Origin of the sequence: Marinagarivorans algicola, assembly GCF_001292705.1 — a bacterium.
GTDB classification, from domain to species: Bacteria; Pseudomonadota; Gammaproteobacteria; order Pseudomonadales; family Cellvibrionaceae; genus Marinagarivorans; species Marinagarivorans algicola.
This window is the reverse complement of record NZ_LGAK01000014.1, coordinates 78,641-102,407: the sequence shown is the minus strand read 5'-3', so window position 1 is coordinate 102,407 and position 23,767 is coordinate 78,641. Positions and strand designations below refer to the sequence as shown.

Annotated in this window: 21 protein-coding genes; 11 read left to right on the top strand and 10 right to left on the bottom strand. The window is 44.0% G+C overall.

Annotated elements, in window-relative coordinates; all coding sequences use genetic code 11:
• Positions 1–128 precede the first annotated feature (128 nt).
• From AC438_RS06330 to hisG, 4 genes are all read left to right on the top strand, one after another.
• Entirely contained in the window at positions 129–803 is a 675-nt protein-coding gene (locus AC438_RS06330; protein ID WP_053980402.1) for an MlaC/ttg2D family ABC transporter substrate-binding protein, read from the top strand.
• A 177-nt stretch (positions 804–980) separates the two neighbouring features.
• Positions 981–1,217, top strand: a complete 237-nt coding sequence (locus AC438_RS06325) for a BolA family protein (RefSeq protein WP_053980401.1) — start codon at positions 981–983, stop codon at positions 1,215–1,217.
• 36 nt (positions 1,218–1,253) lie between these two features.
• Complete coding sequence (murA, locus tag AC438_RS06320; RefSeq protein ID WP_053980400.1) at positions 1,254–2,516, top strand: UDP-N-acetylglucosamine 1-carboxyvinyltransferase; 1,263 nt, start codon at positions 1,254–1,256, stop codon at positions 2,514–2,516.
• Between the two features lie 74 nt (positions 2,517–2,590).
• Complete coding sequence (gene hisG / locus AC438_RS06315; RefSeq protein WP_053980399.1) at positions 2,591–3,226, top strand: ATP phosphoribosyltransferase; 636 nt, start codon at positions 2,591–2,593, stop codon at positions 3,224–3,226.
• Between the two features lie 48 nt (positions 3,227–3,274).
• Here the strand turns inward: hisG and AC438_RS06310 are convergent, their stop codons facing one another.
• Positions 3,275–4,189 carry a TraB/GumN family protein gene (locus AC438_RS06310; RefSeq protein ID WP_053980398.1) on the bottom strand — a complete coding sequence of 305 codons (915 nt, stop codon included), beginning with the start codon at positions 4,187–4,189 and terminating at the stop codon, positions 3,275–3,277.
• Between the two features lie 150 nt (positions 4,190–4,339).
• Here AC438_RS06310 and queE point away from each other — a divergent pair, with 150 nt between their 5' ends.
• The 3 genes from queE (at position 4,340) to nfuA (ending at position 6,588) form a co-directional block, all read left to right on the top strand.
• A complete protein-coding gene (gene queE, locus AC438_RS06305; RefSeq protein ID WP_238376332.1) occupies positions 4,340–5,008 on the top strand; it encodes a 7-carboxy-7-deazaguanine synthase QueE in 669 nt (222 codons plus the stop codon).
• A 102-nt stretch (positions 5,009–5,110) separates the two neighbouring features.
• Positions 5,111–5,785, top strand: a complete 675-nt coding sequence (queC, locus tag AC438_RS06300) for a 7-cyano-7-deazaguanine synthase QueC (protein ID WP_053980397.1) — start codon at positions 5,111–5,113, stop codon at positions 5,783–5,785.
• Between the two features lie 155 nt (positions 5,786–5,940).
• Positions 5,941–6,588, top strand: coding sequence for a Fe-S biogenesis protein NfuA (gene nfuA, locus AC438_RS06295; RefSeq protein WP_053980396.1), 648 nt, complete (start codon positions 5,941–5,943; stop codon positions 6,586–6,588).
• Positions 6,589–6,747: 159 nt separating this feature from the next.
• Here nfuA and AC438_RS06290 read toward each other — a convergent pair whose 3' ends face one another.
• Positions 6,748–7,812: a fatty acid desaturase family protein gene (locus AC438_RS06290; RefSeq protein WP_053980395.1), complete on the bottom strand. Its 1,065-nt coding sequence runs from the start codon at positions 7,810–7,812 to the stop codon at positions 6,748–6,750.
• Between the two features lie 596 nt (positions 7,813–8,408).
• On the opposite strand from AC438_RS06290, the gene AC438_RS06280 reads away from it, so the two are divergent.
• Positions 8,409–10,094: a dipeptidyl-peptidase 3 family protein gene (locus AC438_RS06280; RefSeq protein ID WP_053980393.1), complete on the top strand. Its 1,686-nt coding sequence runs from the start codon at positions 8,409–8,411 to the stop codon at positions 10,092–10,094.
• 169 nt (positions 10,095–10,263) lie between these two features.
• Here AC438_RS06280 and AC438_RS06275 read toward each other — a convergent pair whose 3' ends face one another.
• Positions 10,264–10,665, bottom strand: coding sequence for a hypothetical protein (locus tag AC438_RS06275; protein WP_053980392.1), 402 nt, complete (start codon positions 10,663–10,665; stop codon positions 10,264–10,266).
• Positions 10,666–11,281: 616 nt separating this feature from the next.
• On the bottom strand, positions 11,282–12,025 hold the full coding sequence (locus tag AC438_RS06270) for a hypothetical protein (RefSeq protein ID WP_053980391.1): 744 nt from the start codon (positions 12,023–12,025) through the stop codon (positions 11,282–11,284).
• Between the two features lie 118 nt (positions 12,026–12,143).
• Here AC438_RS06270 and AC438_RS06265 point away from each other — a divergent pair, with 118 nt between their 5' ends.
• Positions 12,144–13,577 (top strand): coniferyl aldehyde dehydrogenase, encoded by a 1,434-nt coding sequence (locus AC438_RS06265; RefSeq protein ID WP_202904716.1) that lies wholly within the window; start codon positions 12,144–12,146, stop codon positions 13,575–13,577.
• Between the two features lie 246 nt (positions 13,578–13,823).
• Entirely contained in the window at positions 13,824–15,608 is a 1,785-nt protein-coding gene (locus AC438_RS06260; protein ID WP_053980430.1) for an ABC transporter transmembrane domain-containing protein, read from the top strand.
• A gap of 79 nt (positions 15,609–15,687) precedes the next feature.
• Here AC438_RS06260 and AC438_RS06255 read toward each other — a convergent pair whose 3' ends face one another.
• Together AC438_RS06255 and AC438_RS06250 are read right to left on the bottom strand one after the other, a co-directional pair.
• Entirely contained in the window at positions 15,688–16,245 is a 558-nt protein-coding gene (locus AC438_RS06255) for a chalcone isomerase family protein (RefSeq protein WP_053980390.1), read from the bottom strand.
• Positions 16,246–16,352: 107 nt separating this feature from the next.
• Positions 16,353–16,823: a methylglyoxal synthase gene (locus tag AC438_RS06250; protein WP_053980389.1), complete on the bottom strand. Its 471-nt coding sequence runs from the start codon at positions 16,821–16,823 to the stop codon at positions 16,353–16,355.
• Between the two features lie 69 nt (positions 16,824–16,892).
• Here AC438_RS06250 and AC438_RS06245 point away from each other — a divergent pair, with 69 nt between their 5' ends.
• On the top strand, positions 16,893–17,114 hold the full coding sequence (locus AC438_RS06245; protein ID WP_053980388.1) for a putative quorum-sensing-regulated virulence factor: 222 nt from the start codon (positions 16,893–16,895) through the stop codon (positions 17,112–17,114).
• A 125-nt stretch (positions 17,115–17,239) separates the two neighbouring features.
• On the opposite strand, the gene AC438_RS06240 is transcribed toward AC438_RS06245, so the two are convergent.
• From AC438_RS06240 to prsK, 4 genes are all read right to left on the bottom strand, one after another.
• On the bottom strand, positions 17,240–18,670 hold the full coding sequence (locus AC438_RS06240) for an undecaprenyl-phosphate glucose phosphotransferase (RefSeq protein ID WP_053980387.1): 1,431 nt from the start codon (positions 18,668–18,670) through the stop codon (positions 17,240–17,242).
• Positions 18,671–19,130: 460 nt separating this feature from the next.
• Entirely contained in the window at positions 19,131–19,313 is a 183-nt protein-coding gene (locus AC438_RS06235) for a hypothetical protein (RefSeq protein WP_053980386.1), read from the bottom strand.
• Between the two features lie 280 nt (positions 19,314–19,593).
• Positions 19,594–20,943: a PEP-CTERM-box response regulator transcription factor gene (gene prsR / locus AC438_RS06230; protein WP_053980385.1), complete on the bottom strand. Its 1,350-nt coding sequence runs from the start codon at positions 20,941–20,943 to the stop codon at positions 19,594–19,596.
• Between the two features lie 51 nt (positions 20,944–20,994).
• Complete coding sequence (gene prsK, locus AC438_RS06225) at positions 20,995–23,046, bottom strand: XrtA/PEP-CTERM system histidine kinase PrsK (RefSeq protein ID WP_053980384.1); 2,052 nt, start codon at positions 23,044–23,046, stop codon at positions 20,995–20,997.
• Positions 23,047–23,767 lie beyond the last annotated feature (721 nt).

Sequence of the window (23,767 nt, the reverse complement as noted above, 5' to 3'; positions counted from 1 at the left end):
TGTGCGCAAGATAAAACTTTTAGCGTCTATGGAGTCTATGTGGTATCTATTTGGTTTAAGTTCAGTTTAGTGAGCGTACACTGTACGCTTAATTTTTAATAATGATCAGTCTATTTTAGGAGAAGGGTATGTTAGCTATTTTGGTGCGCGCCGCGTTACTGGGTGGGTTAGTATTCGGAGGCCATGCGGTGAACGCTGCGGAGCAAACCATCGAAAAAACAGAACCCAAAAAAATCGAGGTTAAGCAAGCCGATACGCAAAAAGCGAAACCGGGCACTGCGCATGCCGCTGTAACGCAAGTGACTGAAGACATGATGGCGATTATTCGTCGTAGCACGCAGCTGATGGCCGATGATCCGCAAGCTTATTACACTCAAGTCTCTGATTTATTAGAGCCTGTAGTGGCTTTTTCTTATATTGCGAAGTCGGTAATGGCTCAGCATTACAAAACAGCCACTAAAGCACAGCGCGAAGCTTTTGCTAAAACCTTTCAGTCAACCATGGTAGAAACCTTTGCTAAGGGCTTGGCAAATTACTCTGACTTTAAAATTACCACAGTACCGCCCACCGGCGATGTGAGCGGCCAGCGCAAAGTACAAGTCACCCAAGAGGTTGCCGGTAAAGATGGTACTAACACCGTGGCCTATACTATGGGGCAATCAAAAACAGGTGATTGGTTGCTGATTAATGTTGTGCTTAACGGAATTAACCTAGGCAGTAACTTTCAGCAGCAGTTTGCACAAGCCATGCGCCAGCATAAGAATGATATTGATGCAGTCATTGCCACTTGGGGTGAGTCTTAACTTTAGACGCCCGCTAAGAGGTTGTATACTCGTATAATCTCGTTATTCCACTTTAGATAGATGCATAGCGCGCTAGTTTTGATTAAACTGCGCGCTTTTTTATGTATTGTATAAACTGGGTGGTTATTTAACGTGACTGCCCCGTAAGCCAATACAGACGCTAAAAGGTATAAAGTTATGCAGGTTGAAGACATAAAAGTATTGATTACTCAGGTTGTGTCTGAGTGTGAGTTAGAGGTTGTGATTGAGGGTAATCATGTCCACTTAGTGGTTGTGAGCGAAGCTTTTGAAGGCTTAAATGCCGTTAAGCGTCAGCAGCTAGTTTATGGCGCTTTGCAGTCGGCGATTGCTTCGGGTGACATTCACGCCGTACATATGAAAACCTTTACTCCCGCCGAGCGCCCAGCTCAATAAACTCAGCAAAATAGGGCTAAATAGCTCGGATACCTCATGGATAAACTTTTGATTTCTGGCTGCGGCCCCTTAGATGGCGATATTCGTATATCGGGCTCTAAAAATGCTGCATTGCCAATACTTGCAGCGGCTATTTTGGCCGAAACTCCCGTTAATTTGTCGAATTTGCCACACCTTAAAGATGTGACCACAATGCTTGCATTATTACGCAGCATGGGGGTTGGTATTACGATTGCTGAAAATATGCTGGTCGAAATCGACATCAGTTCGATGAATGAATTTGAAGCACCTTACGATCTAGTGCGCACAATGCGTGCGTCAATATTGGTGCTTGGTCCAATGCTTGCGCGCTTTGGCAAAGCCGATGTCTCTTTTCCTGGCGGTTGTGCCATCGGGAGTCGCCCAGTCGATATTCACCTTAAAGGCCTTGAGTCGATGGGGGCGCATATTGAAGTTGACGGAGGGTATATTCGCGCCACAGCGCCTAACGGCTTAAAAGGCGCACATATATTTATGGACGTCGTCACGGTAGGCGGCACCGAAAATTTGCTGATGGCAGCAACCCTAGCCAAAGGAAAAACCATTCTTGAAAATGCCGCCCGTGAGCCTGAAATTGTCGATTTAGCTAATTTTCTAGTGGCCATGGGCGCTAAAATTGAAGGCATAGGCACCGATCGGTTAACCATTGAGGGTGTTGCGCATTTAAAAGGTTGCCATTACCGTGTTATGCCTGATCGTATCGAAACGGGCACTTATCTTGTGGCAGCAGCGGCGAGCCGTGGTCGCATTACTGTACGTGATACTCATGCGGATATTTTAGAAGCGGTCATTATGAAGCTCGAAGAAGCCGGCGCTAAAATTACGTTAGGTGATGATTGGATAGCGCTGGATATGGAAGGTAAAAGGCCAAAAGCCGTTAACCTGAAAACAGCACCTTATCCAGCATTCCCCACCGATATGCAGTCACAGTTTACTGCCATGAATGCCGTTGCCGAAGGCACCGGAACGGTTGTTGAAACGATTTTTGAAAACCGTTTGATTCAGGTTCATGAGCTCAACCGTATGGGAGCTCAAATTAAACTTGAAGGCAATACATGTATTATTACTGGTGTTGAGCGCTTAAAGGCAGCGCCGGTGATGGCGAGCGATTTACGAGCATCGGCGAGTTTGGTCATTGCGGGGCTGGTAGCGGATGGCGATACGCTGGTTGATCGCATTTATCATATTGACCGCGGTTATGAATGTATTGAAGAGAAGTTTCAAGCGCTCGGGGCAACCATTCGCCGCGTTGCGCAGTAGCGTGCCGGTGTGCCCGCGATTTAGCCAATATCTAAACTATCGCGTAGCCAGTATTTGGCTCGCCAGAGGATTTTATGTCTCAGTTAACGATTGCCCTCACCAAAGGCCGTATTCTAAAAGAAACCTTGCCACTGTTTGCTGCTGCAGGTATCGAGCCCTTAGAAGACATTAGTAAAAGCCGTAAGCTCACCTTTGACACAACGTCGCCGGATGTGCGTTTTTTAATTTTACGTGGCGTTGATGTACCTACTTACGTTGAGTTTGGCGCGGCCGATGTTGGTGTTTCGGGTAAAGATATGCTGATGGAGCACGGTGACAACAGTTTTTATGAACCACTGGATTTAAATATTGCTCGATGCCGTTTAATGACAGCAGGAATGAAAGGCCGTACCTTACCTAAAGGTCGCATAAAGGTAGCGACAAAATTTGTCAACATTGCTAAACGCTATTATGCTGAGCAAGGTCGCCAAGTTGACGTTATCAAACTGTATGGTGGGATGGAGCTTGCGCCAGTATTGGGCTTAGCCGATGAAATCGTCGATATTGTTGATACGGGCAATACTTTAATTGCTAACGGCCTTGAACAGCGCGATTATATTGCAGATGTAAGCTCACGTTTAATTGTAAATAAAGCGAGCATGAAAATGAAGCATCACCAGATTGATGCGCTCATTGATGCAGTTTCTTCGGCGGTAGGCGAGCTAGCATAAGATCGACGGTGCTTTGATCGTATTTTGGTGCGTTTCAGTCGGCTACCTTTATATGTTGGGTGACTTTGACTTTGATGTGGGTGTAACCTTCTCGATTGTGTAGCCTTGCGCTTTGAGGAGGTTTTGCACGCTATCATTACCAGCTAGGTGTGCTGCGCCCACTAAAATAAATTCTTTGTCGGGGGTTTTGATTAGGCGGTCAATCTCTTTAATCCAGTTAAAATTACGCTTCACCAATAGGTTGTTATACATTTGCGGGAAGCGGTCTTTCATCATGGTGGTCATTTTTTCATTAATTGTCGACACGTCGCCTTCTTTCCAAGCGTTAATCAAGTGCTTGAATTCTTGCGCAAGGTTTTCAAAATCGTCGAGCGAGCCATTGATAAAGTCATCTTCGTAGCCTTCTCCCATGCTGGCCATTATCGCGATTTGCTCATCAGGGGTTTCGAGGCTGGACACTGATTTATTGTGCGTTTTGGCAAGGCCCGAAAAATAACTTTCGATACCATTGGTTGCCGTAATACCTAGTTTTTGCAACTCTAGCTGAGTGAGTGTTACCGCTACTAAAGCGGGTTTAAACGATTGCAGCATATCAATCGGGAGACCGCGTTCGGCGGCAAAAGTACTTAGACGTGTATAGGTTTTAGGGCTGAGTATATCCTGTAAGGTTTTACCCGGTGGTAGGCTCATTTGCATCATCATTTGCTGCTGAAAGCCCATATCCATGGCGGCATTTATATCGGTTTCAAACACGAGGGTATCACTATCTTTAAAGGCAATGTCGTATTCTGGCTTAAGTGGGTAATCGCTTGGGCGCAGCATATGAATAGTGCCGCCAAGGTAAAGCTCACCATGCTCATTAGATACTCTCCAAACCATGGCATCAGCCTGTGCTTGGTTGGTCAAAAAGGAGCCGCTAAATAAGGTGCCCGCTGCTAATAAAGAAAGTGCGCGTTTGAACATGGTAAGAGCCTCGTTGCTGGCTGTTGTTTGGGGCCAAGCGATAGAAATTTTAGGGTAAATGTTAATTTATCACTGTTTTTATGGATCACTCCGACCGACTGACAAGCAGAGGGTTCTAAAAACAGGTAAAATCGCGCCTCTTTTTTCACTATGAGTGTTGTAATTGTGATGGCTGACGCGAATTTGCGTATTACTGAAATTTTTTATTCGTTACAAGGGGAAGCCAAAACAATTGGTCTTCCTACGGTATTTGTGCGTTTAACTGGCTGCCCTTTACGTTGTAACTATTGCGATTCTGAATATGCTTTTCATGGTGGCGAGCGCTTGTCGTTATCTCATGTTTTGGCCGAAGTGGCGAAATTCAACCCTCGGTATATTTGCGTCACTGGTGGTGAGCCTTTAGCCCAGCCTAGTTGCTTGCCGTTGTTAAGTTTATTGTGTGATGAGGGTTATGCGGTATCGCTAGAAACGAGCGGCGCTATGGATGTTACCGCGGTAGATCAGCGGGTGAGTATTGTCATGGACCTAAAAACCCCCAGCTGCGGCGAAGTGGGCAAAAATTTGTATAGCAATATTGCGTGCCTTGGCGACAAAGACCAGATCAAATTTGTCTTGGCGACTCGCGATGATTATGAATGGGCTAAATTCAAATTGGATGAGTATCAATTATCGACACGGGTCGGTGAGGTGTTGTTTTCTCCTGTGCATGGGGTGTTGGCCGAGCGTGATTTGGCCGATTGGATTATCGATGACAACCTGCCCGTACGCTTCCAAATTCAGCTGCATAAGCTACTGTGGGGCGATAAACCTGGTGTTTAGTGCGCCTCCAGCTATGCAGTGCTCAATCGCACAATCTCGGTAAACGGTTCAATAGTACTCCGGGCGGTATTTTTGAAGAGTGACAAAATAATAGAGGTGAAAATGTCAAAAAAAGCAGTAGTGCTAGTCTCTGGCGGCCTAGACTCGACGACGGTGTTGGCCATTGCGCAAGCGCAAGGCTATGAGTGTTACACCATTAGCTTTGATTATGGTCAGCGTCACCGTGCTGAATTAGAGGCTGCCGAGCGCATTGCAAAGGCGATGGGTGTTGTACAGCATAAAGTGGTTAAGCTTGATTTACGAGCAATTGGTGGCTCGGCATTAACCGATGAAACCATTGACGTGCCTGAAGATGATCCCGGCGGTATTCCCGTGACTTATGTGCCCGCGCGCAATACTGTATTTTTGTCGATTGCTTTAGGTTGGGCTGAGGTTTTAGGCGCGGAAGCGATGTGTATTGGTGTTAATGCGGTGGATTATTCGGGCTACCCCGATTGCCGCGCCGAGTACATCAAAGCCTTTCAGGCGATGGCAAACTTGGCCACCAAATCGGGTGTAGAAGGGCGGCCGTTACAGATTCAAACGCCGCTCATTGATCTGACTAAAGCTCAAATTATTCATAAAGGCTTGGCGCTTGGGGTGGATTACGGATTAACTGTGTCGTGCTATCAGGCCAACAATGTCGGTGAAGCTTGCGGTCGTTGTGACTCATGCCGTTTACGCAAAAATGGTTTTAATGATGCTAATGTGCCAGATCCTACCATTTATGCTCATTAGCCATGCGTGTAGATGGCGATGATTGATTAAAATTGGTATTTGCGGTTTTTTGGTATTTGGGTAGAATAACCGAGTATTTTAGTCGGGTATAGCCTTTGCCCTTACCTACTAAGTTTTAGGCCAGCTGTTGCTTGGTATATATGAAGAGAGTTGTTATGTCGAATATTGAATCTGCCGCTACTGAAGCGACCAGTACCACTGAGATTACTCAGATTGTTCCCAATGTGAACATTACTGAGTCGGCACAAGAATATTTAGCAGGTTTACTCGAAAAGCAAAACTGCGAAGGCATTGCAATTCGCATGTTTGTATCATCACCGGGTACTCCGCAGGCTGAAACATGCATAGCGTATAGTCGCCCAGGTGAAGAAAAAGACGGCGATGTACGCGTTGAACTTAACGGCTTTGCGGCTTTGTTCGAGGGACGTAGCATTCCTTTTTTGGAGGATGCCAAAGTTGACTACTCGCCAGATCGGATGGGCGGACAACTGACCATACGTGCGCCAAACTCTAAAATGCCTAAAATCAATGATGATAGCCCAATGGAAGACATCATCAACTATGTGTTAATTAATGAGGTGAATCCTGGTTTAGCGGCGCACGGTGGTAATGTTACTTTGGAGCAGCTAACCGATGATCAGTTTGCGATACTGAAATTTGGCGGGGGTTGTCAAGGGTGTAGTGCTGTAGATATGACACTCAAAGATGGTGTAGAAAAAACTCTCATGGAAAAAGTGCCTGGTTTGAAGGGCGTGAAGGATATGACCGATCATACTGACACATCACAAGCCTATTATTCTTAATACAATATACACATCATACGCATGTAACCTTATGTGTTAAGTACCAAAAAACCCAGCGCTAAGCTGGGTTTTTTGGTTTTAATCGCTGCTGACTGATTACAGGCTCGATATGAGTCCACGAGGTTGTTGAATTACTGAAATTCTCTGGAAATTGTGCGTTTAACTAATAATGAACGGGTTAAAGTCCTCTTTTGGTTGGTTGGGCTTATAGGCTTTGCCGACTGCTTTATAAGCCCCCCAAAAGCTTGGCACAATAACATGTTGTGGATTAGGAATTGCGTTAGCGGCGAGCAGTAGCTTGTGTACGCGAGGCAGGCGATAGCAGGGAACGTGTGGATAAGCATGATGCTCTAAGTGGTAATTAGTACCAAAACTTAATGCTGTCATTAAAAGCGACGTGCGGCTATAGGCATTATTTAAATCATCCGCATCCAGCCCTGCATGATCAACATACGATTGGCACGAGGTAATAATGAGTGCAGCTATATGGGGTAGGCCAATAATAAAGAGCCCAGCCAGTGGATTTAAGTACACGACATAACTATAGGCACTAAACACACCGAAGGCTACAATCAGATTAAAGCGTGCAAAAGCTATTTGTGTTTTGAGCGAATAGCTCATGGAATAATCTATTTTAAAGGGTTTGCCAAGCGCCATGACAATGGTGTTCTTAAAATAAATTTTATTGTACAGCGGGCGAGAAAATAGCACTCGCTGCCACCATATTGTTAAATGCGCAGAAGGGTGAATATCGGGGTCATTCATACGATTAGTAAAGCGGTGGTGTGCCCAGTGCCGCATAGCAAAGCCCACCTCAAAATAAGTCAGTACCATCGATGACGCGCCAATGCCTAAAACAGCGCTGATAATTTTATTGGGAATCATGCTGCCATGCATCCCTTCATGCCCGGCTTGCGCTAGCATACTGAGACCAAAACCGGCTAGTAGGGTTGCTGTTAAAATGATGGGTATCTTAATAATAAGGGTTAGCGCACTCGTTGCGACGATAAAGCTCACAGTACCTAAACCTAAATACAGGCTTACAGCATATATTAGGTAGCTTAGGCCCCACGCATACGAAGGGGCGATTAAATCTTTTGCCAGTTTGGGTTTGGCGCGCTTTGCCGAACCCCCAGTTGGGCTGGCCTTAAAAGCAGCGTGATGAGGTGCGGCAATACTTGGAGTTGTTGAAAGGTAATTAGATGCCGATATTAGCGTGTCCATAAGCTCTCCGGTAGAGGTATTAATTGTTAAAATTTTGTTGCTGTGCTCCTGCGTACACCAATAGCGTTTATTTCAAAAATGAGCAAATTGTAAACTCACTCTGAGTGCAAAAAAGGGAGTATTGCTGCCAATAATTAATCCTTTTAAGATAGTGGTTGAAATTTGGCATGTATGTTTGTATTAAGTGGTAGGTCCATTGTCACTATTTAGACAAGCTCAAAGCACCTTTCCGTGCACTGATAATACTGCTTAGTTATTTAATACTGATTGCTGTATGACATCACGTCTTAGTATAAATATCTAAGGGGGCATGTATCGGCATAATTATTTACCATATTTATTATGTGTAAGCCCTCAAAAGGTTGATCAGTGGCCCCTTATTTATTGTAATGAGATTTAGCATTTTTATCGAGCCAATGCGTGTATTGCTAGATTATTTTTGGGGGGCGCAGCCTTCTTTGTCAAGGCTTAACACTTGCTATTTGCCCTTGAGTTTTGCTTTAATGCTGCACGTTTTCAGTGATGCATCTACGTATGCATGCATTATTTTGATGGCTCATATGAGCGACTAAACTTACTTTTTGATAGGCAAAATCATGATTTTTAGTAAAATTAGCCAAATAACGTGCTTATCGAGTGCTGTTTTTTTGAGCGCCTGCTCTGCGCAGGTGCCTCAGGTACTCGATAGCGCGACTACAACTCCAGCTCAGCTCACCAACACATTGATCAATATAGATCGCCAGCGCTTGGATATTTATACTGATTTTACTTTGTATAGTGATTTATCGCATTTGAGTGACAATCAAAAATTAATGATTGCTAAGCTTATTGATGCTTCAAAAATTATGGACGAATTATTTTGGAGGCAAGCCTTCGGTAAAAATAAAGAGGCTTTTTTAGCGGGTATTAGTGACAAGAAAGTACGTAAATTTGCAGACATTAATTATGGCCCTTGGGATCGCTTAAATGGTGACAGCCTCTTTTTAAGTGGTTACGCAGAAAAACCCCTTGGAGCACAGTTTTACCCCGCTAATATCACAAAAGAAGAGCTTTCTCGCGCTCATTTAAAAGATGAAAAGGGCCTTTATTCAATCATTAAGCGCGCCAAAGACGGCAGTCTTTATAGTGTGCCTTATTCGGTTGAGTACGCCCGCGAATTAGCTCAGGCCTCAGCATTACTTCGTGAGGCTAGTAAGTTGGCGGTTGATAAAGAATTTGCTCATTATTTAATGTTGCGTGCTGATGCGTTGCAAAAAGATGATTTTCAAGCGTCTGATTTTGCTTGGATGGACATGAAAAATAACCCAATCGATGTTGTGATTGGGCCGATAGAAACCTACGAAGATCAACTATTTGGTTATCGCTCAGGGTATGAGTCTTACGTATTAATTAAAGATTTAAAGTGGAGTGAGCGGTTGGCAAAATTTGCTGCCTTCTTACCAGAGTTGCAAAAAGGCCTACCCGTCGATAGTCAATATAAGCAAGAGGTACCAGGCTCTGATGCGGATTTAAATGCTTATGATGTTGTGTATTATGCTGGCCACTCTAATGCTGGTAGTAAAACAATTGCAATTAATTTGCCTAACGATGAAGAGGTGCAGCTTAAAAAAGGGACACGTCGATTACAGCTTAAAAACGCCATGCGTGCTAAATTTGACAAAATTTTAGTGCCTATTGCCGAGCAATTGATTGTACCCGAGCAGCGTAAGCACATTACCTTTGATGCCTTTTTTGCCAATACGATGTTCCATGAAGTGGCCCATGGTTTGGGTATTAAAAATACCATCACAGGTAAAGGCACTGTACGCCAGTCACTGCAAGAGCACGCGAGTGCTTTAGAAGAGGGTAAAGCAGACATTCTTGGTTTATATATGGTGGAGCAATTATTGGCAAAAGGTGAAATTACTGAAGGCACACTCGAAGATTACTACACCACTTTTATGGCGGGGATATTTCGCTCTGTGCGCTTTGGTGCCTCGAGTGCGCACGGTAAAGCCAATATGATCCGCTTTAACTTTTTCGCACAAGAAGGGGCGTTTTCTAAAAATAGTCAAGGCTTGTACCATGTGAATATGACCAAGATGAGTCAGGCTATGGCGAAACTGTCGCGTATTATTTTAACGTTACAAGGCGATGGTGATTACCAGAAGGTCGATGCATTAATTAAGCAGCACGGTGACATTAAAGCCGAGCTTGCCAAAGATCTTGAAAAGCTCAGTCGGGCGAATATTCCTGTTGATGTGACTTTTAAACAAGGCAAGCAGGTGCTAGGGCTTAACTAGCTTAATTTTCAATGTTATTGGGAAGTGTATCTGGTCTTGTATGTCAAACACTTCGGCGTAATAATATAGATTATCGATGCGCACACATCGAGATATACGCATCGATAATCGCAATACGCAGAATTTTGGAAGTATTATCGTATCCAAATCGTTTAGCTATTTTTACTGGCTAGCTGGTAGTGATTAAGGACTCAAGTTTATACTGTAAATAATGAATCCATTCACTCTCGCGCCCATAAAATTCTTCATGTTTTAAGGGCTTTACTTGCTTATCCTGAAAGCCTAGTCCCATCGCCGGAAGCCCTTGGCCACCTAAAGCTCGTAGCCGCATGCGTGCCTGCTGTATATGTCTATGTACTTGCTCTAAAGTGATTGCGTAATAAGCCTCACTAAATATAATTTTACTGAATCCCATTTTTTCAACTAGTGTAAATAATACTTGGGGCTCAGCAGCGCATTGACCTTGCTCAAAGTGCGCAATTTGCATAGCTAATAACAGTTCTAAATCATTATGTTTTAACTGCTTGATTGCCATCATTGCTTTAATGGGTACAACTGAGTCCAGTGCCATAGGCTCATTGTTGGCTATCTCCTTGTAATTCTGTTCTGCACTATCAGCCCTATAGGGTGCTATTTTGCGCTTACTTTCATCAACGAATAACCCACTGCCATATAGTTTGACAGTAATATCGAGATGTTTTTTTGCCGACTTTAATAAAGGGGCTGCTCCATAGCTCCAATCGCATAACGGGTCGATAACAGCATGAAGTACTGCTTGAGTTATGCTCTTTTCCGATAGTCTCGAAGGTTGATTGGTACGTTACAATTTGTTCAACAATATAATGTGTCACTCTTTAGGTGTGCCGACATTGTATTTAGATTTTGAAATTATATATTTATGAATCATCGACTAACCTGCTTAAATTGCCTGTGATTTTGTGCTTACGGCAGGCCTCGTTTTGCGTACTTATATAGATCACTTCACTCTTTTTTTGTAAGGCTTGGCTACACATGCGCTGCCGATATTTTGAACGGTGTAATCAGTGAGCTGTATGTGGGCGCCTACAGTAAGGGCTTATATACAGCTACCCATTCTACGTAAATAAGTGCTCATTGATCGAGGCGCGTTATGTGGGTACTTATCATTTACTGAGTGTTTTTTTTATAATATTCATTGCATATTTTTACTAGTTGGCTTTTATTGTGTGGCTACCGCATCCGACTAATTTTTGCTCGCCCCATTTTATATTGAGTATGCCGCCTTCATCTTCGCCAGCCATATTTAAACATTGTGTTTGTGTGTAGGTGATTAGAACTGCTTTGCCGTTATTATCTGATCCTTTTAATGTGATACGAGCGTTAGGTGCCGCAATGAATTCGTTGCTAATTATGATATTGCCAGTTGTCTTTTTTTGTCCCATTTCAGTGGTGAGTGTAAACGAAAAATCCCCCATATTTTTATGGTTAATAGCGATATTCCAAGGTGGTTCAAAATCACTACCTGTTATCTTATCAAGCTGTATCTTTTGTTTTTGAATTGTGGTTTTAGCTGGTGTCTTATTCTGCTGATCACTATCGCTAGCAGTAGTGCTGGATGTGTTGCAGGCGCTTAATGGCAATGAAATGATTAAACTTAGAATAATATTTCGTTTGGATATTTCTTTTGATTTTTTTTTATTTTTTAATAAATGCATAAGGATTACCGTAAATATAAAATTTTTATTTTCATGTTGAGGGCGTAATGGCCTAGGGTGTTGGTATCTTAATGCTTCGCCATCAAAAGGCCAAGCGCATATTGGATGATGCAGATTTTCTTTTGAATATGATGTATTTGTAGGGTATCTGTAGGCTTTATTGCCTGTAATACTTGTTGTTTGTAAAATTGACGTTGTTGTTTGTAAAATGTACTTTGTTGTTTGTAAAATTGACATGCTTATAATGCTGGTGTTTATATTAGTTTGAGTCTTTAGGGGCGATCTTTACCTGTCTATTGCTTACGCAACTAAAGGGCGTTATAGTTTTTAATGAATTCTACAACGAGTATCTATTGTGACTATTCATACCCAGCCAGCCAAAATCCAGCCAGCAGCCTCGCTTGTTAATCACTTTGAAGTATTGAAAAACTTGTTTTATCAATCGCCTTATTTGCCAATTTCTGAGCGCCTTGCGCTATTAAAACAATTGCGTGAGCGCATGGTGGCATTAGAGGGTGAGTTGATTGAGGCTGCCTCTAAAGATTTTGGTTATCGAACCGCTTTCGATACTCTGGTTGGCGATATCGTGCCAACAATGCAAGCATTGGCTCATGCAATAAAAAAATTGCCGCGCTGGTCAAAGCCAAGTCGTCGCTCGGTGGGCCTGAGTCTATGGCCATCTAAGGCGAGTGTTCACTATCAACCTAAAGGCGTTGTGGGTGTCATTGCTCCGTGGAACTATCCTATTCAACTAGCTATTGTGCCGGTTATTACAGCTATTGCCGCAGGTAACCGAGCGATGTTGAAGTTGAGCGAGTTTACCCCGCACACTAATGCCATACTCGAAAAACTCTTTGCAGGTGAACTTAGCCAGCATTGCCAAGTGATACAAGGGGATAGTACGGTTGCGGCTGAATTTTCGGCACTGCCTTTTGCTCATTTATTTTTTACTGGCTCGATTGGTGTGGGCAAGTTGGTGATGGCTGCGGCAAGTCATAATTTAACGCCTGTCACATTAGAGTTAGGTGGTAAGTCGCCAGTGATTATTACCGAGCACGCCGATATTAAAAAAGCAGCGCAAGCACTACTATTTGGCAAAATGTCTAATGCGGGGCAAATTTGCGTTGCGCCTGATTATGTCTTGGTGCCCAAATCACTTGAGCAACCGTTAATTCAACAACTTTGTGAACTTTACCAAACGCATTTTAAACAAGGTGTTGAGGGCGATAATTTAACCTCTATTATTAGCGATGCGCACTACAAGCGTCTTAATGGCTATTTACAGCAGGCGCAAGCTTTGGGTGCGCGCATTATTAAACCTCTTGAGCAGTATCAAGAAGATGCACAAAAGCATCGCATGGGGCTGCATCTTGTAGTGCAGGTCAATGATGACATGCAGCTTATGCAAGAAGAACTGTTTGGCCCAATACTGCCTATTATGAGTTATGACACGCTTGATGAGGCGCTAGATTATATTCGGCAGCATCATCACCCGCTGGCGCTTTATATTTTAGGGCAAGATAAACAAGCTCAGGATTATATTATGGCGCAAACACTCAGTGGAACCGTTGCAGTCAATGATACGCTCGTGCAAGTTACGGCAGATGACGTGCCTTTTGGTGGTGTGGGCTACTCGGGGATGGGGCATTATCATGGTAAAGAAGGTTTTTTAACGTTTAGCCATGCTAAAAATACTTTTGTATCAAGTGGGTTTAACCCACGGGTCGGTTTGCTGCTCAAACAAAATCACTTTTTAATGAAGGCGCTGAAGTGGTTGTATATTAAATAATAGGTCGCTTTTGGCCAGACTGACAAATCTCTTCCGATAGAGGCGGGGGATTGCTTTGAATGGATGATACAATTGTTGCGTGAATGCGTTACTATCGAGCAATAATTGTATAGCTGCGAGAAATAGATGAGCAATACCCCAAGTGTTGATGAACCCCTAGATGAACCCCTAGTAGCGCACGCCGACTTAGATGATGTATCGCATGCGCAGGTGCATCCTAGTCATGGCGCTGTCGATAAATTCCAAGTGCCACCGGAGACTGATGGCGCAAGTGAGTTATCGGTGCTGCGATCGCTTTGGCAATTTATACGCCCTTACAAAAAAACACTAGTCTTTGCAGGCATGATGCTGATAATTACCGCGGCCATCACTTTGTCAATTGGGCAGGGCGTTAGGTTGTTAATTGATGACGGGTTCGTGGCTCGCTCGAGTGCTGCTTTGGCTAATGCTGTAATCATGATTATGAGCTTGTCTTTATTGATGGCTCTCGGCACTTATGCACGCTTTTACTCGGTGTCTTGGTTGGGCGAGCGCGTAGTTGCAGATTTACGCAAAGCGGTCTTTAACCATATTATTACATTGCACCCAAATTATTTCGAGACTAATCGCAGCGGCGAAATTATGTCGCGCTTGACGACCGATACGACACTACTACAAAACATCATTGGCTCATCGTTCTCGATGGCACTGCGCAGCGCACTCATATTTATTGGCGCATTGGGGTTGCTGTTGCTAACGAATTTAAAGTTGAGTTTAATGGTGTTAATTGGCGTACCAATGGTTTTTTTGCCTATCGTACTTTATGGCCGTCGAGTGCAGAAACTTTCAAAGGCCAGTCAAGATTCCATCGCTGGTGTAGGCTCTTATGCTGGTGAAATTATTCAGCATATCAAAACGGTGCAAAGTTATACCCGTGAAGTGCATGAGAGCCAAGCCTTCGGTCGTGAAGTGGAAGGTGCTTTTATTGTGGCTAAGCAAAGAATTCGCCAGCGGGCACTGTTAATTGCCTGCGTTATTTTACTGATGTTTGGTGCGATTAGTGGTTTATTGTGGGTTGGTGGTAATGATATGTTGGCCGGGCGTATGACAGGAGGCGATTTGGCGGCGTTTGTTTTTTATGCGATTATGATGGCCACAGCCGTAGCGACGATTTCTGAGGTTTATGGCGAGCTGCAGCGCGCCAGTGGTGCGACTGAGCGGCTGGTTGATTTGCTCAACGTTAAAACCTTGATTCCCGTCAAGGCACCTGCATTGTTAGGTGCTCAAGCGCCAGCTGCTCACCCTATAAGTGCCCCGCTAGTATCTTTTGAGCACGTGAATTTTTATTACCCATCGCGACCCGATAAGCCCGCTTTATTAGATATTAATTTGAGTATTAAAGCAGGCCAGACTTTAGCGTTAGTGGGGCCTTCTGGTGCGGGTAAATCGACGCTATTTGAATTATTACAGCGCTTTTACGATCCCATAAAAGGTTGCATTACGCTAGCGGGTACGGATATTCGCACTTTAGATACAGCCACTTTGCGTCAGCAAATAGCCGTTGTGCCGCAAGAGCCTGCTTTATTTACTGAAGATGTTTGGTATAACATTCGCTACGGTAAACCTGAAGCCTGCGACGAGGAAGTTATTGCTGCGGCCAAAGCCGCTTATGCCCATGAATTTATTGTGCAATTACAAGATGGTTACAATAGTCATTTGGGGGAGCAAGGCACGCGCTTATCGGGCGGCCAAAAACAGCGCCTAGCCATTGCACGAGCAATCTTAAAAGACCCCAAAATCTTGTTGCTAGATGAGGCAACTAGTGCACTCGATGCCGAAAGTGAGCACCGAGTGCAGCAAGCGCTTGATCGATTAATGCAAAATAGGACCACAATTATTATCGCCCACCGGCTAGCAACGATATTGCATGCCGATTCGATAGCGGTTTTAGATCGGGGGGAACTGGTGGCTCAAGGAACGCACGAGGCATTATTAGAGAGCTCCGAGTTATACAAACACTTGGCTGACTTGCAATTTAAAAATATGCCGTGATGCATAGCAGCTACAAGGTGCTCAGCTGACATATTCGCTATTGATGAATAGTCAGCTTGCTTGCCTTGTGATTGATGAATTATGGGTTAAGTAATCCTTTTTTTAGACTTTTTTGAATGGGTTGGTCGGATAACCAAATGCCAAAAAAAGCCTGTTTAAATGCGAGCCCTTTGAGTGTGGTTTTGAGTGCGCCATTTTTGACAACATGCATACCTGCTCCTGGTTCATAAATAAAATCAAAAACGTCATTTTTTTTAATATCTTCTTTAAAGGTATCAATCAGCGCATCTATAGTATTTTGGATGGGAGCGGTGTTACCTTTTGTGGATTTCTCAAAACCTTCGCGTGTTGCTTTTTTCATTTTATCTGAATTTAATAATCCCGATATAATATGCAGTTTCAACGCCATAACACCATCTTTTTGAATAATCATATGATTGTTACTGGAAGGCGCGGGTAAATATAAAGCAGCAGCATAAATGTCGATAAAAAGTTTTTTTCTAATGCCGGCCCCATTTAAGACTAATGTGCTTTGCTGATGCGTGAGTTGGTCGGGTAGCTCGACGCCTGCTATATCTTTTGCTTGAGCGGCGACACTAAAAAATGTGATGGCAAATAATGTTAATAATTTTTTCATGGTATTTCTCTTGTTATGGATTATGAATTATCGACGGGTTGTTGGGTATGCATGATAAGAACGAATAAAGCGAACAGCACGATGTTGACCGATGTGCGAAGGGCATTTTAAGAATCTTCCTGTGAAGTTCTTTGGGCTGAATATTTTGTGTAGTCAGGGATTTCACGTACACTTTCTAGTGTGAACAACGGGCTAGAAATCATAAGGTCAGCAGTACTGCTGTTGCATGCAACGGGAATATTCCATACCGAGGCTAAACGCAACAAGGCTTTGACATCTGGATCGTGAGGCATAGGCTCAAACGGGTCCCAAAAAAAGATTAAGCAATGAATACCTCCTTCGGCAATTTGGCCGCCAATTTGCTGATCGCCTCCCAGAGGGCCACTTAAAAACTGCCTGACAGGTATATTAATCGCCTGCTCAATTCGCTGGCCTGTTGTCCCTGTTGCGCATAACGCGTGCAAGCTTAAGAGTTGCTTATGTTTGGAAGCCCATTCTATTAGTGCTTTTTTTCGATTATCGTGTGCGACTAATGCAATGGTTTTGTGCTGAGGTAGTGTAGCAAGGGTAAAGTCCATTGTGTCATTCTCTTCAACATGGCATGGTTTTTAGTGGCTAGCATAGCCGGTAATCATAGGATATAACGAATGATCGAAGAAAAACACTTGCTGGCTCTGGCTAATCAAAAAATGCCGTTTGGCAAATATGCGGGGACCATTTTAATGGATATACCCGAAGAGTATTTATTATGGTTGGCGAGTAAAGGCTTGCCAGAGGGGGGCTTAGGGCAGTTATTAGCGCTACTTTTAGATATTAAAACGCATGGGCAAGAGCGGGTACTTGAGCCATTGAGAGGCATGAAAGGTTAGCTTTTGTTTGTTGCTGCCGCATTGTGTGAATCAGTGATGGATAACCGGGTGCTGTATAGGGCAGCAAAAACGGCACTGTATTGGCCGCATGATGTTTAGATACAGCCGCCATGCAGCGACTTTCATTAATAAGCATTACCTACTTTAGAGATAAGTCGCATAGGAGTAGCGATAAGAATTTGAATGTCGAGCAGAGGCGACCAATTAGCAATGTAGGCAAGATCGTATTCAACGCGTCTTGCCATGTCTTTGATGTCTTCGGTTTCGCCTCGACAGCCGTTAATTTGTGCGAGCCCAGTAATACCAGGTTTAATGCGGTGGCGAGCGAGGTAGGCGTTGACCTTATCGGAGTAATATTGATTGTGAGACTCGGCATGCGGGCGCGGGCCTACGAGAGACATACTACCATTGAGTACATTAAAAAGTTGAGGTAGCTCATCGATACTGCTGCGACGCAAAAAACGGCCTACAGGGGTAATGCGGCTATCACTGCGCTTGGCTTGCTCAATAATGCCTTTGGCTTGGTGTTGATACATACTACGAAACTTAAAAACGTAAAACTTCTTACCGTCCCAGCCATCGCGTACTTGCTTGAAAATAATGGGCCCTTTAGAGCTGAGCTTAACGGCCAGTGCAGCAGCAATCAAGAGGGGAGATAAAGCAATAATGGCGCATAAGGCAATGGTTTTATCCATGCAGTCTTTGATAAACGCGGGGCCGCCAGCGCGTAGCGGTGTTTCATTGAGGTTGATCAGTGGTACCCCACCAGCTTCGCGTACACTGTGATTGAGTAAGTGTAACGAAAAAATATCGGGTGCCCAAATAAGGTCAATATTGTATTCGAAGAGGGTGTTTTGAATATCTTGAATACGGTTGCTATCAGCTAGCGGTAGCGCCATGTATACCCGTTTTATGGCGTACTGGTCAATGAGTGCACATATGTCGCTCTCAGTGCCGAGTAGCGGTATATCACTATCGTTCCAGTGCTCTTGTGCTTGCTGGTCACCAATAACTCCAACAATTTTGTCGTTAAGCCAAGTGTTATTGCTGATTGATTGAGCAAGGTGTTTTGCCATGCTACCGGTACCAATAATAATAGCCGGCATACGCGCGCGGTACCGTGTACGGTATACTGCATGTATTGTATGGGTTAAATAAAGGACTGCCACTTGCAGTATATAAGCAATGAAGACCCAATAAACAATCACTTGGCGAGAGTAAGCTTCGGAGGTTTTCGTTAAAAAAGCGAGCCAAGCTAGGATAATAATCACTGTACCCCAAGCGCGTGCCAAATGCTGCATGCCGCCAAAAAGGTTTTCAAATCGTCTAAATACACCAAACCAGTTGTAAATGATTGTCATAATCAACAAAGAAAACCCCAGCATGACGCGGTAGTGGTCGCCCATAGTGCCATCTCGCCACAGCGCTAAGATAATGAGCGTTACGCCCACGACCACAAGATTTAGGCTGTGTTGAATCCATTGAGCAAGGGTGTCGTGATTTTGCAACAGGCGTTTAGAGCGAGTCAAACTGGGCTTTTGTGGGGTCGAATACATGACTTATCATTGCCTATATTGTGTTGCGCCAGTATAGCAGTTGCTGTAAGAGTTGCGCCTTTATCGCTTCGTATGTTGGATCTATATACTTGCTCGGGTTGCCCATCGGCTGATCCATCAAAGCCTGAAAATCCAATCAACTCAGCTATTGATTGACGCTAGTATCGACTAGCCAAAAAAAAGCGCCATAGTGGGCGCCGCTTGAAGTTGCTGTGCATAATCAGTGCTACATTTTGAAGGTCGCTAAAATCAGAATGTTTACCTAAGCGGCTGCCTGAACACTACTTGTCGAGGGTGCCTATTTAAACAATTGTGCTGCTGTTGATAGCTTGTATTGTGATAGCTCGTACTGTGATAGCTTGCTACCGTCATGTCTATGCGTTGGTGTGACCGGCTTACGCTATATCTCTTGGTGCTATATCACCTGGTGCTGTATTAGTTGATGCTATATTGGCCTATGCTATATCGAGGGCTTGTTTTTCATGCCTAGAATCAACAGGCCTAGACCGCAGATACTGAGATACAGCGGTTCGTTAAGGCCGCTACTACCAATAATAGGCAGTACAGTATCGGCAGCGGAGGTTTGTGCAAATACTGCAATAACGAGTGCAGCTTTGCTTAAAAATTTAATATTACCTTTCATAAAGCTCTCCTTTGTCAACCTTAATCGGCTGGAGCGTGTAGTTGTTCAAGCAACTCGCTATGTAGCCAGTTTGCTATTGATATTACCGCACAAGCAGAGAGCGTGCCATGTTTTTTTGTTACCAAAAGTTACGGCATTATTTTTTTTAAACTATTGATTTATATTGTTTTATTGTTTATTTTCAAAATGACTTTTAGGTGTGTTACCAGGCGTTTAGGTTGATGGTTACACTTATGTATAGTTTATCGACACTTGCGGTCTTTAGGCGTTAATCTAAGCATCAATTAGCATTGATATTATATTTTTTCATTAAGTCATAGAGGGTTGGGCGGGTGACGCCGAGCAGTTTTGCCGTTGCAGAAATATTACTCTCGGTCATACCTAAAGCGCGAACAATCGCTGTTTTTTCGGCTTGATAGCGCACTTGTCGCAAGTTTAAGAAGGTATTTTCGTTATTATGCATACCTAAATCATCTGTCGTAATGAGCTTGCCGTCGCACATCACCAGTGCACGCTTAATGCGGTTTTCCATTTCGCGAATATTGCCAGGCCATGAATAGCTGTCAATTGTGTCGACAGCATCAGGTGAAAAGCCTGAAATATGGGTGCCATTTTGTGCGTTATACATGTTTAAAAAATGGCGAGCGAGCAATAATTTGTCGCCATGACGTTCGCGCAAAGGGGGGATGTGAATTTCCATTTCACAAATGCGATAATACAAATCTTCGCGGAAGCTGCCATCTTTGGTCATTTCTAGGAGGTTTTTGTTTGTTGCGCACACTACGCGCACATCAATGGGGATCTCTTCGCGCCCGCCCACGCGTTCAATGACGCGCTCTTGTAAAAAACGCAACAACTTAGCTTGTAACACCAGCGGCATATCACCTATTTCATCTAAGAATAGTGTGCCCTCATGAGCCATTTCAACTTTACCTTGTGTGCGCTTGGCCGCGCCAGTAAAGGCGCCTTTTTCGTAGCCAAAAAGCTCGGCTTCCATTAGGTTTTCAGGTACAGCAGCGCAGTTGATGGCAACTAGGCGCTTTTTGTGACGTGGGCTGAGTTTGTGCAAGGCTTTGGTGAGTACTTCTTTACCTGTACCACTTTCGCCTGTGAGGGTGCATGTTACGTTAGAGGGAGCGAGCTTTTCTATCATGCGACAAACTTTGAGCATAGCTGGATCGCCTGCTATGACATCTTGAAGTGGCGCTTGACGAGCGTCTTCTTCTCTGCGGTGACGCTCTTCGAGTTGATATATATGAAAAGCACGCTGCAAAATCAGGTCAAGCGTTTCGGCGTTTACTGGTTTTTGATAAAAATCATACGCACCCATGGCTACAGCGCGTACGGCGTTTTCGTAATCGGCATTACCGGTCATAACGATAATTTTGGCGTCGGGATGTAGGCTGCTTATCTCGCGAATACAGTGAAACCCTTCTTCAACGCCTTCTTCATCGGGTGGAAGGCCTAAATCTTGAAGAATGACCGCGGGCTCATTCAGTCGAACGGCGGCAATGGCCTCTTCGCGATGACTTGCGACGCTTACATCGTATTGGTCAAAATGCCAGCGCAACTGGCTCTGTAGGCCTTTATCATCTTCAATAATTAGTAGTTTAGGTTTGTCGTTTGTCATTACATGGCCTTATTTGAGCGGGCGTTCTGAGTTGATTAAAATAGTACGTTATTAGGGTGTGGTGAGCAGGGGAAGTGTAATGGTAAAGGTTGTGCCTTCGTTGATTTTACTCTCTACAGTGATGCTGCCGCCTAAATGTTCAAGGTAGTCTTTGGCTTGGTAAACACCGATACCCATGCCTTTGCCGGTTTTGGTTGTTTCAAAGGGTTTAAAGAGCGAGTGCTTGATAAAGTATTCATCCATGCCTTTGCCATTATCATCAATGGCGATAATGACGCTGTTCTCGGTGCGCTTGATATGTATGTCGACAAAGCCACAAGCTTGAGTGGCTTCTTGGGCGTTTTGAATAAGGTGCACAAACACCATGCATAGGGTATCGGGAGCGGCGAGCAATTTGAGGTGATCGGCTTCTAGGCGTAGACTAGGTGTGGGGCGTACGCGACTGCAGCGACTCAGCGCTTCAATGAGCACGGGTTTTAGGTCAATCCGGCGCGCGGCTTCGGGCTCGCTACGCTGTAGTTTTTGCAGCAAAACATTCAGCCGATCAACAGAGCTGCCAATCGTGCTAAAAGCGTCCTCAATAAATGCGGGGTTGCCTTTGTGTTTGGCGGCATTCTCGACCAATAAAGATTGCTGTGCAATCAGATTTTTAAGGTCATGCATGATAAATGCAGAGAGTTTATTAAAGGTTTCAAATTGCTTGGCTTCGCTGAGCGCTTCAGATTTGCGGTGCCCCTCTATATAACTGGCTATTTGACGGCCAGTAATTTTGAGTAGGTCTAAATCTTCCCAGTTTAAACTGGTATATAGCTTAGGCTCGCTCAAAATAATAAAGCCCGTTAGTTTGGTTTCGTAAATTAACGGCATCACTAACCAGACATCATCAATTAAGCGAATCCAATCAGGGAGTGTTTCGTTAAAGCGGTCAAGCTGTGTTTGAGTTGGTGCCAGTCGCGGAAAAAAAACCCATTCAAACTCACGTAATACGCGTGAAAAAGACGAATTTTGAGGCTCTGTGTGTTTATGGGAGTCACTAATGTTGGTGCCCAAAGCGAGGTGAAATTGATCGCCTTTAGGAAGGTATAAAGCGCCACCGGAGCTCTTGAATATTGCCATTACTGCGTTAATTGCAATGCTTAGGGCTTCTGGACCGTTGGCTGGCTTTGATAAGCCGTCGATGAGTTTGAGCCACTCACTACGATAATCGTACTTATGACTAAATAAATGTTTATTTATTAACACGTTAAGAAGGCTGCGAAAGCCAGTAGAGGTAAGTAGCATAACAACTGCGACAATAGATGCGGCTACTACAAATAAATACATGACTTCGCCAATGCCGCCGCCAAAGCGACGAATATACAGGCTAGCCAAAGCAAAAACCGTAATAATAGCAGCACTCAAACTTAGCAAGCAAAGATATAAAATCACCGGACGCGATAGTGACAAACTGGCATGGTGCTCGGTGTTTTCTTTGGGGAGTGTGAGTGCGCCAAAGAGCAGTGCTAGATTGGAGATCAGTGTAATTGTTGCGCGAGTGCTGCTAAGAGCAGGCGCATCATTAAAGCCGCTGAGTTGAATAATGCTGTGATAGCAGGTGTAGCATAAGGTTACCCCAAGGGCGAGACAAATAAGCTTTAGTAACCGTGCGTTACTCGCACTGCAATACAGCCGATGTATAAACAATAAGCCAATCAGGTTAATGATAGCGCTTGGCATAGAAAAGATGATATTCAGGGGAACTTCGCTGGTGCGACTAAGCAGCAGCTGCGCGCTAAAAATAGCCACACTAAGAGGAATAAACCCCCTGCTAATACTGATCGGTAGTGCTTTTTGACAGTATTTTTGCATGGCTTGTATGAGTGCCCAGAGCCAGAAAAATTGCTGTGCTGTATCTAATAGATGTGTGTAATGGAGCCACTCAGCATTAGGGTTGGCTAGGGTATAGCTTGCGCTGAGCAGCCAAGTAGATTGCGCTGCTGCCGCTAGTGCAAATGCCGGGCGCAGCGCGATTGTACGTAATTGAGAGGCGAAAGCAAAAATCAAAATAATCGAGAAAACACTCGCGCCTAAATAGGCAATAAAAGTGGCGCTGTTGTAAGTCATTGCTAATAAATGGGCCTCATAGCGGCGAGTGTAGTGTAGTTGTGGTCATTATGTTGATTATAATGATGAGTGTAATGACGGCGGTTCTGGTTGTACCACCGCCGCACCTGCTTTTAATGTATAGCATGAAAATCAGTGCTATTGAGGTGTTAGGTTAGCAGGTGTTGATGTTAAAAACGGTGCGCTAGTTTCGGTGCGATCAATTTTTGCTGTTTTGGGTATTGTTATTTTGCTATCTGTGAAATCCTGGTTGTTTTTTGCATATTTTTAAGGGTGGGTGTGGCGATGACAGTTGCCTGCCTTGCCTCTCAGGTGTTTTTATGCGAGCCGCGGGTGCTAAAAGATAATCGCGGAATAAATTTTTCGATGACCCTTAATGGTGCGCACGTGGTAATAAGAGGCTTTAATGTGAAGGTGTTGTTTTTTTGCGGTATTTATTTAAACCCAAGAGAGCATAGCTTTATCAAGCATACAATAAATATACCAAGTTATTGAGTGTTATTTTTAGTTAAGTCTTTTTCCGCTATTTTTTTGTTTTTTTGTGATGAGTTCATGAATTTTAGAGGGCGACTTATGTCTTCTTGTTGTATTTAAGCCGTATTAATGGATTGAAGCCGAAGGTTGAAAAGCGCTTATAGTTATGGTGGTTATAAGCGTTTAATAATTCGACACGTGCGAGACGCTTATTTTTGATCGGTTGAAAAAACTGGCTACAAGGGAG

Coding starts and splice junctions, on each gene's coding strand:
- prsR (WP_053980385.1), bottom strand. CDS start 20,943: ATGACAAACGACAAACCTAAACTACTAATTATTGAAGATGATAAAGGC.
- murA (WP_053980400.1), top strand. CDS start 1,254: ATGGATAAACTTTTGATTTCTGGCTGCGGCCCCTTAGATGGCGATATT.
- AC438_RS06280 (WP_053980393.1), top strand. CDS start 8,409: ATGATTTTTAGTAAAATTAGCCAAATAACGTGCTTATCGAGTGCTGTT.
- hisG (WP_053980399.1), top strand. CDS start 2,591: ATGTCTCAGTTAACGATTGCCCTCACCAAAGGCCGTATTCTAAAAGAA.
- queE (WP_238376332.1), top strand. CDS start 4,340: ATGAGTGTTGTAATTGTGATGGCTGACGCGAATTTGCGTATTACTGAA.
- AC438_RS06255 (WP_053980390.1), bottom strand. CDS start 16,245: ATGAAAAAATTATTAACATTATTTGCCATCACATTTTTTAGTGTCGCC.
- AC438_RS06275 (WP_053980392.1), bottom strand. CDS start 10,665: ATGGCACTGGACTCAGTTGTACCCATTAAAGCAATGATGGCAATCAAG.
- AC438_RS06310 (WP_053980398.1), bottom strand. CDS start 4,189: ATGTTCAAACGCGCACTTTCTTTATTAGCAGCGGGCACCTTATTTAGC.
- nfuA (WP_053980396.1), top strand. CDS start 5,941: ATGTCGAATATTGAATCTGCCGCTACTGAAGCGACCAGTACCACTGAG.
- AC438_RS06245 (WP_053980388.1), top strand. CDS start 16,893: ATGATCGAAGAAAAACACTTGCTGGCTCTGGCTAATCAAAAAATGCCG.
- AC438_RS06290 (WP_053980395.1), bottom strand. CDS start 7,812: ATGGACACGCTAATATCGGCATCTAATTACCTTTCAACAACTCCAAGT.
- AC438_RS06235 (WP_053980386.1), bottom strand. CDS start 19,313: ATGAAAGGTAATATTAAATTTTTAAGCAAAGCTGCACTCGTTATTGCA.
- AC438_RS06325 (WP_053980401.1), top strand. CDS start 981: ATGCAGGTTGAAGACATAAAAGTATTGATTACTCAGGTTGTGTCTGAG.
- AC438_RS06240 (WP_053980387.1), bottom strand. CDS start 18,670: ATGTATTCGACCCCACAAAAGCCCAGTTTGACTCGCTCTAAACGCCTG.
- AC438_RS06270 (WP_053980391.1), bottom strand. CDS start 12,025: ATGTCAATTTTACAAACAACAAAGTACATTTTACAAACAACAACGTCA.
- AC438_RS06250 (WP_053980389.1), bottom strand. CDS start 16,823: ATGGACTTTACCCTTGCTACACTACCTCAGCACAAAACCATTGCATTA.
- queC (WP_053980397.1), top strand. CDS start 5,111: ATGTCAAAAAAAGCAGTAGTGCTAGTCTCTGGCGGCCTAGACTCGACG.
- prsK (WP_053980384.1), bottom strand. CDS start 23,046: ATGACTTACAACAGCGCCACTTTTATTGCCTATTTAGGCGCGAGTGTT.
- AC438_RS06330 (WP_053980402.1), top strand. CDS start 129: ATGTTAGCTATTTTGGTGCGCGCCGCGTTACTGGGTGGGTTAGTATTC.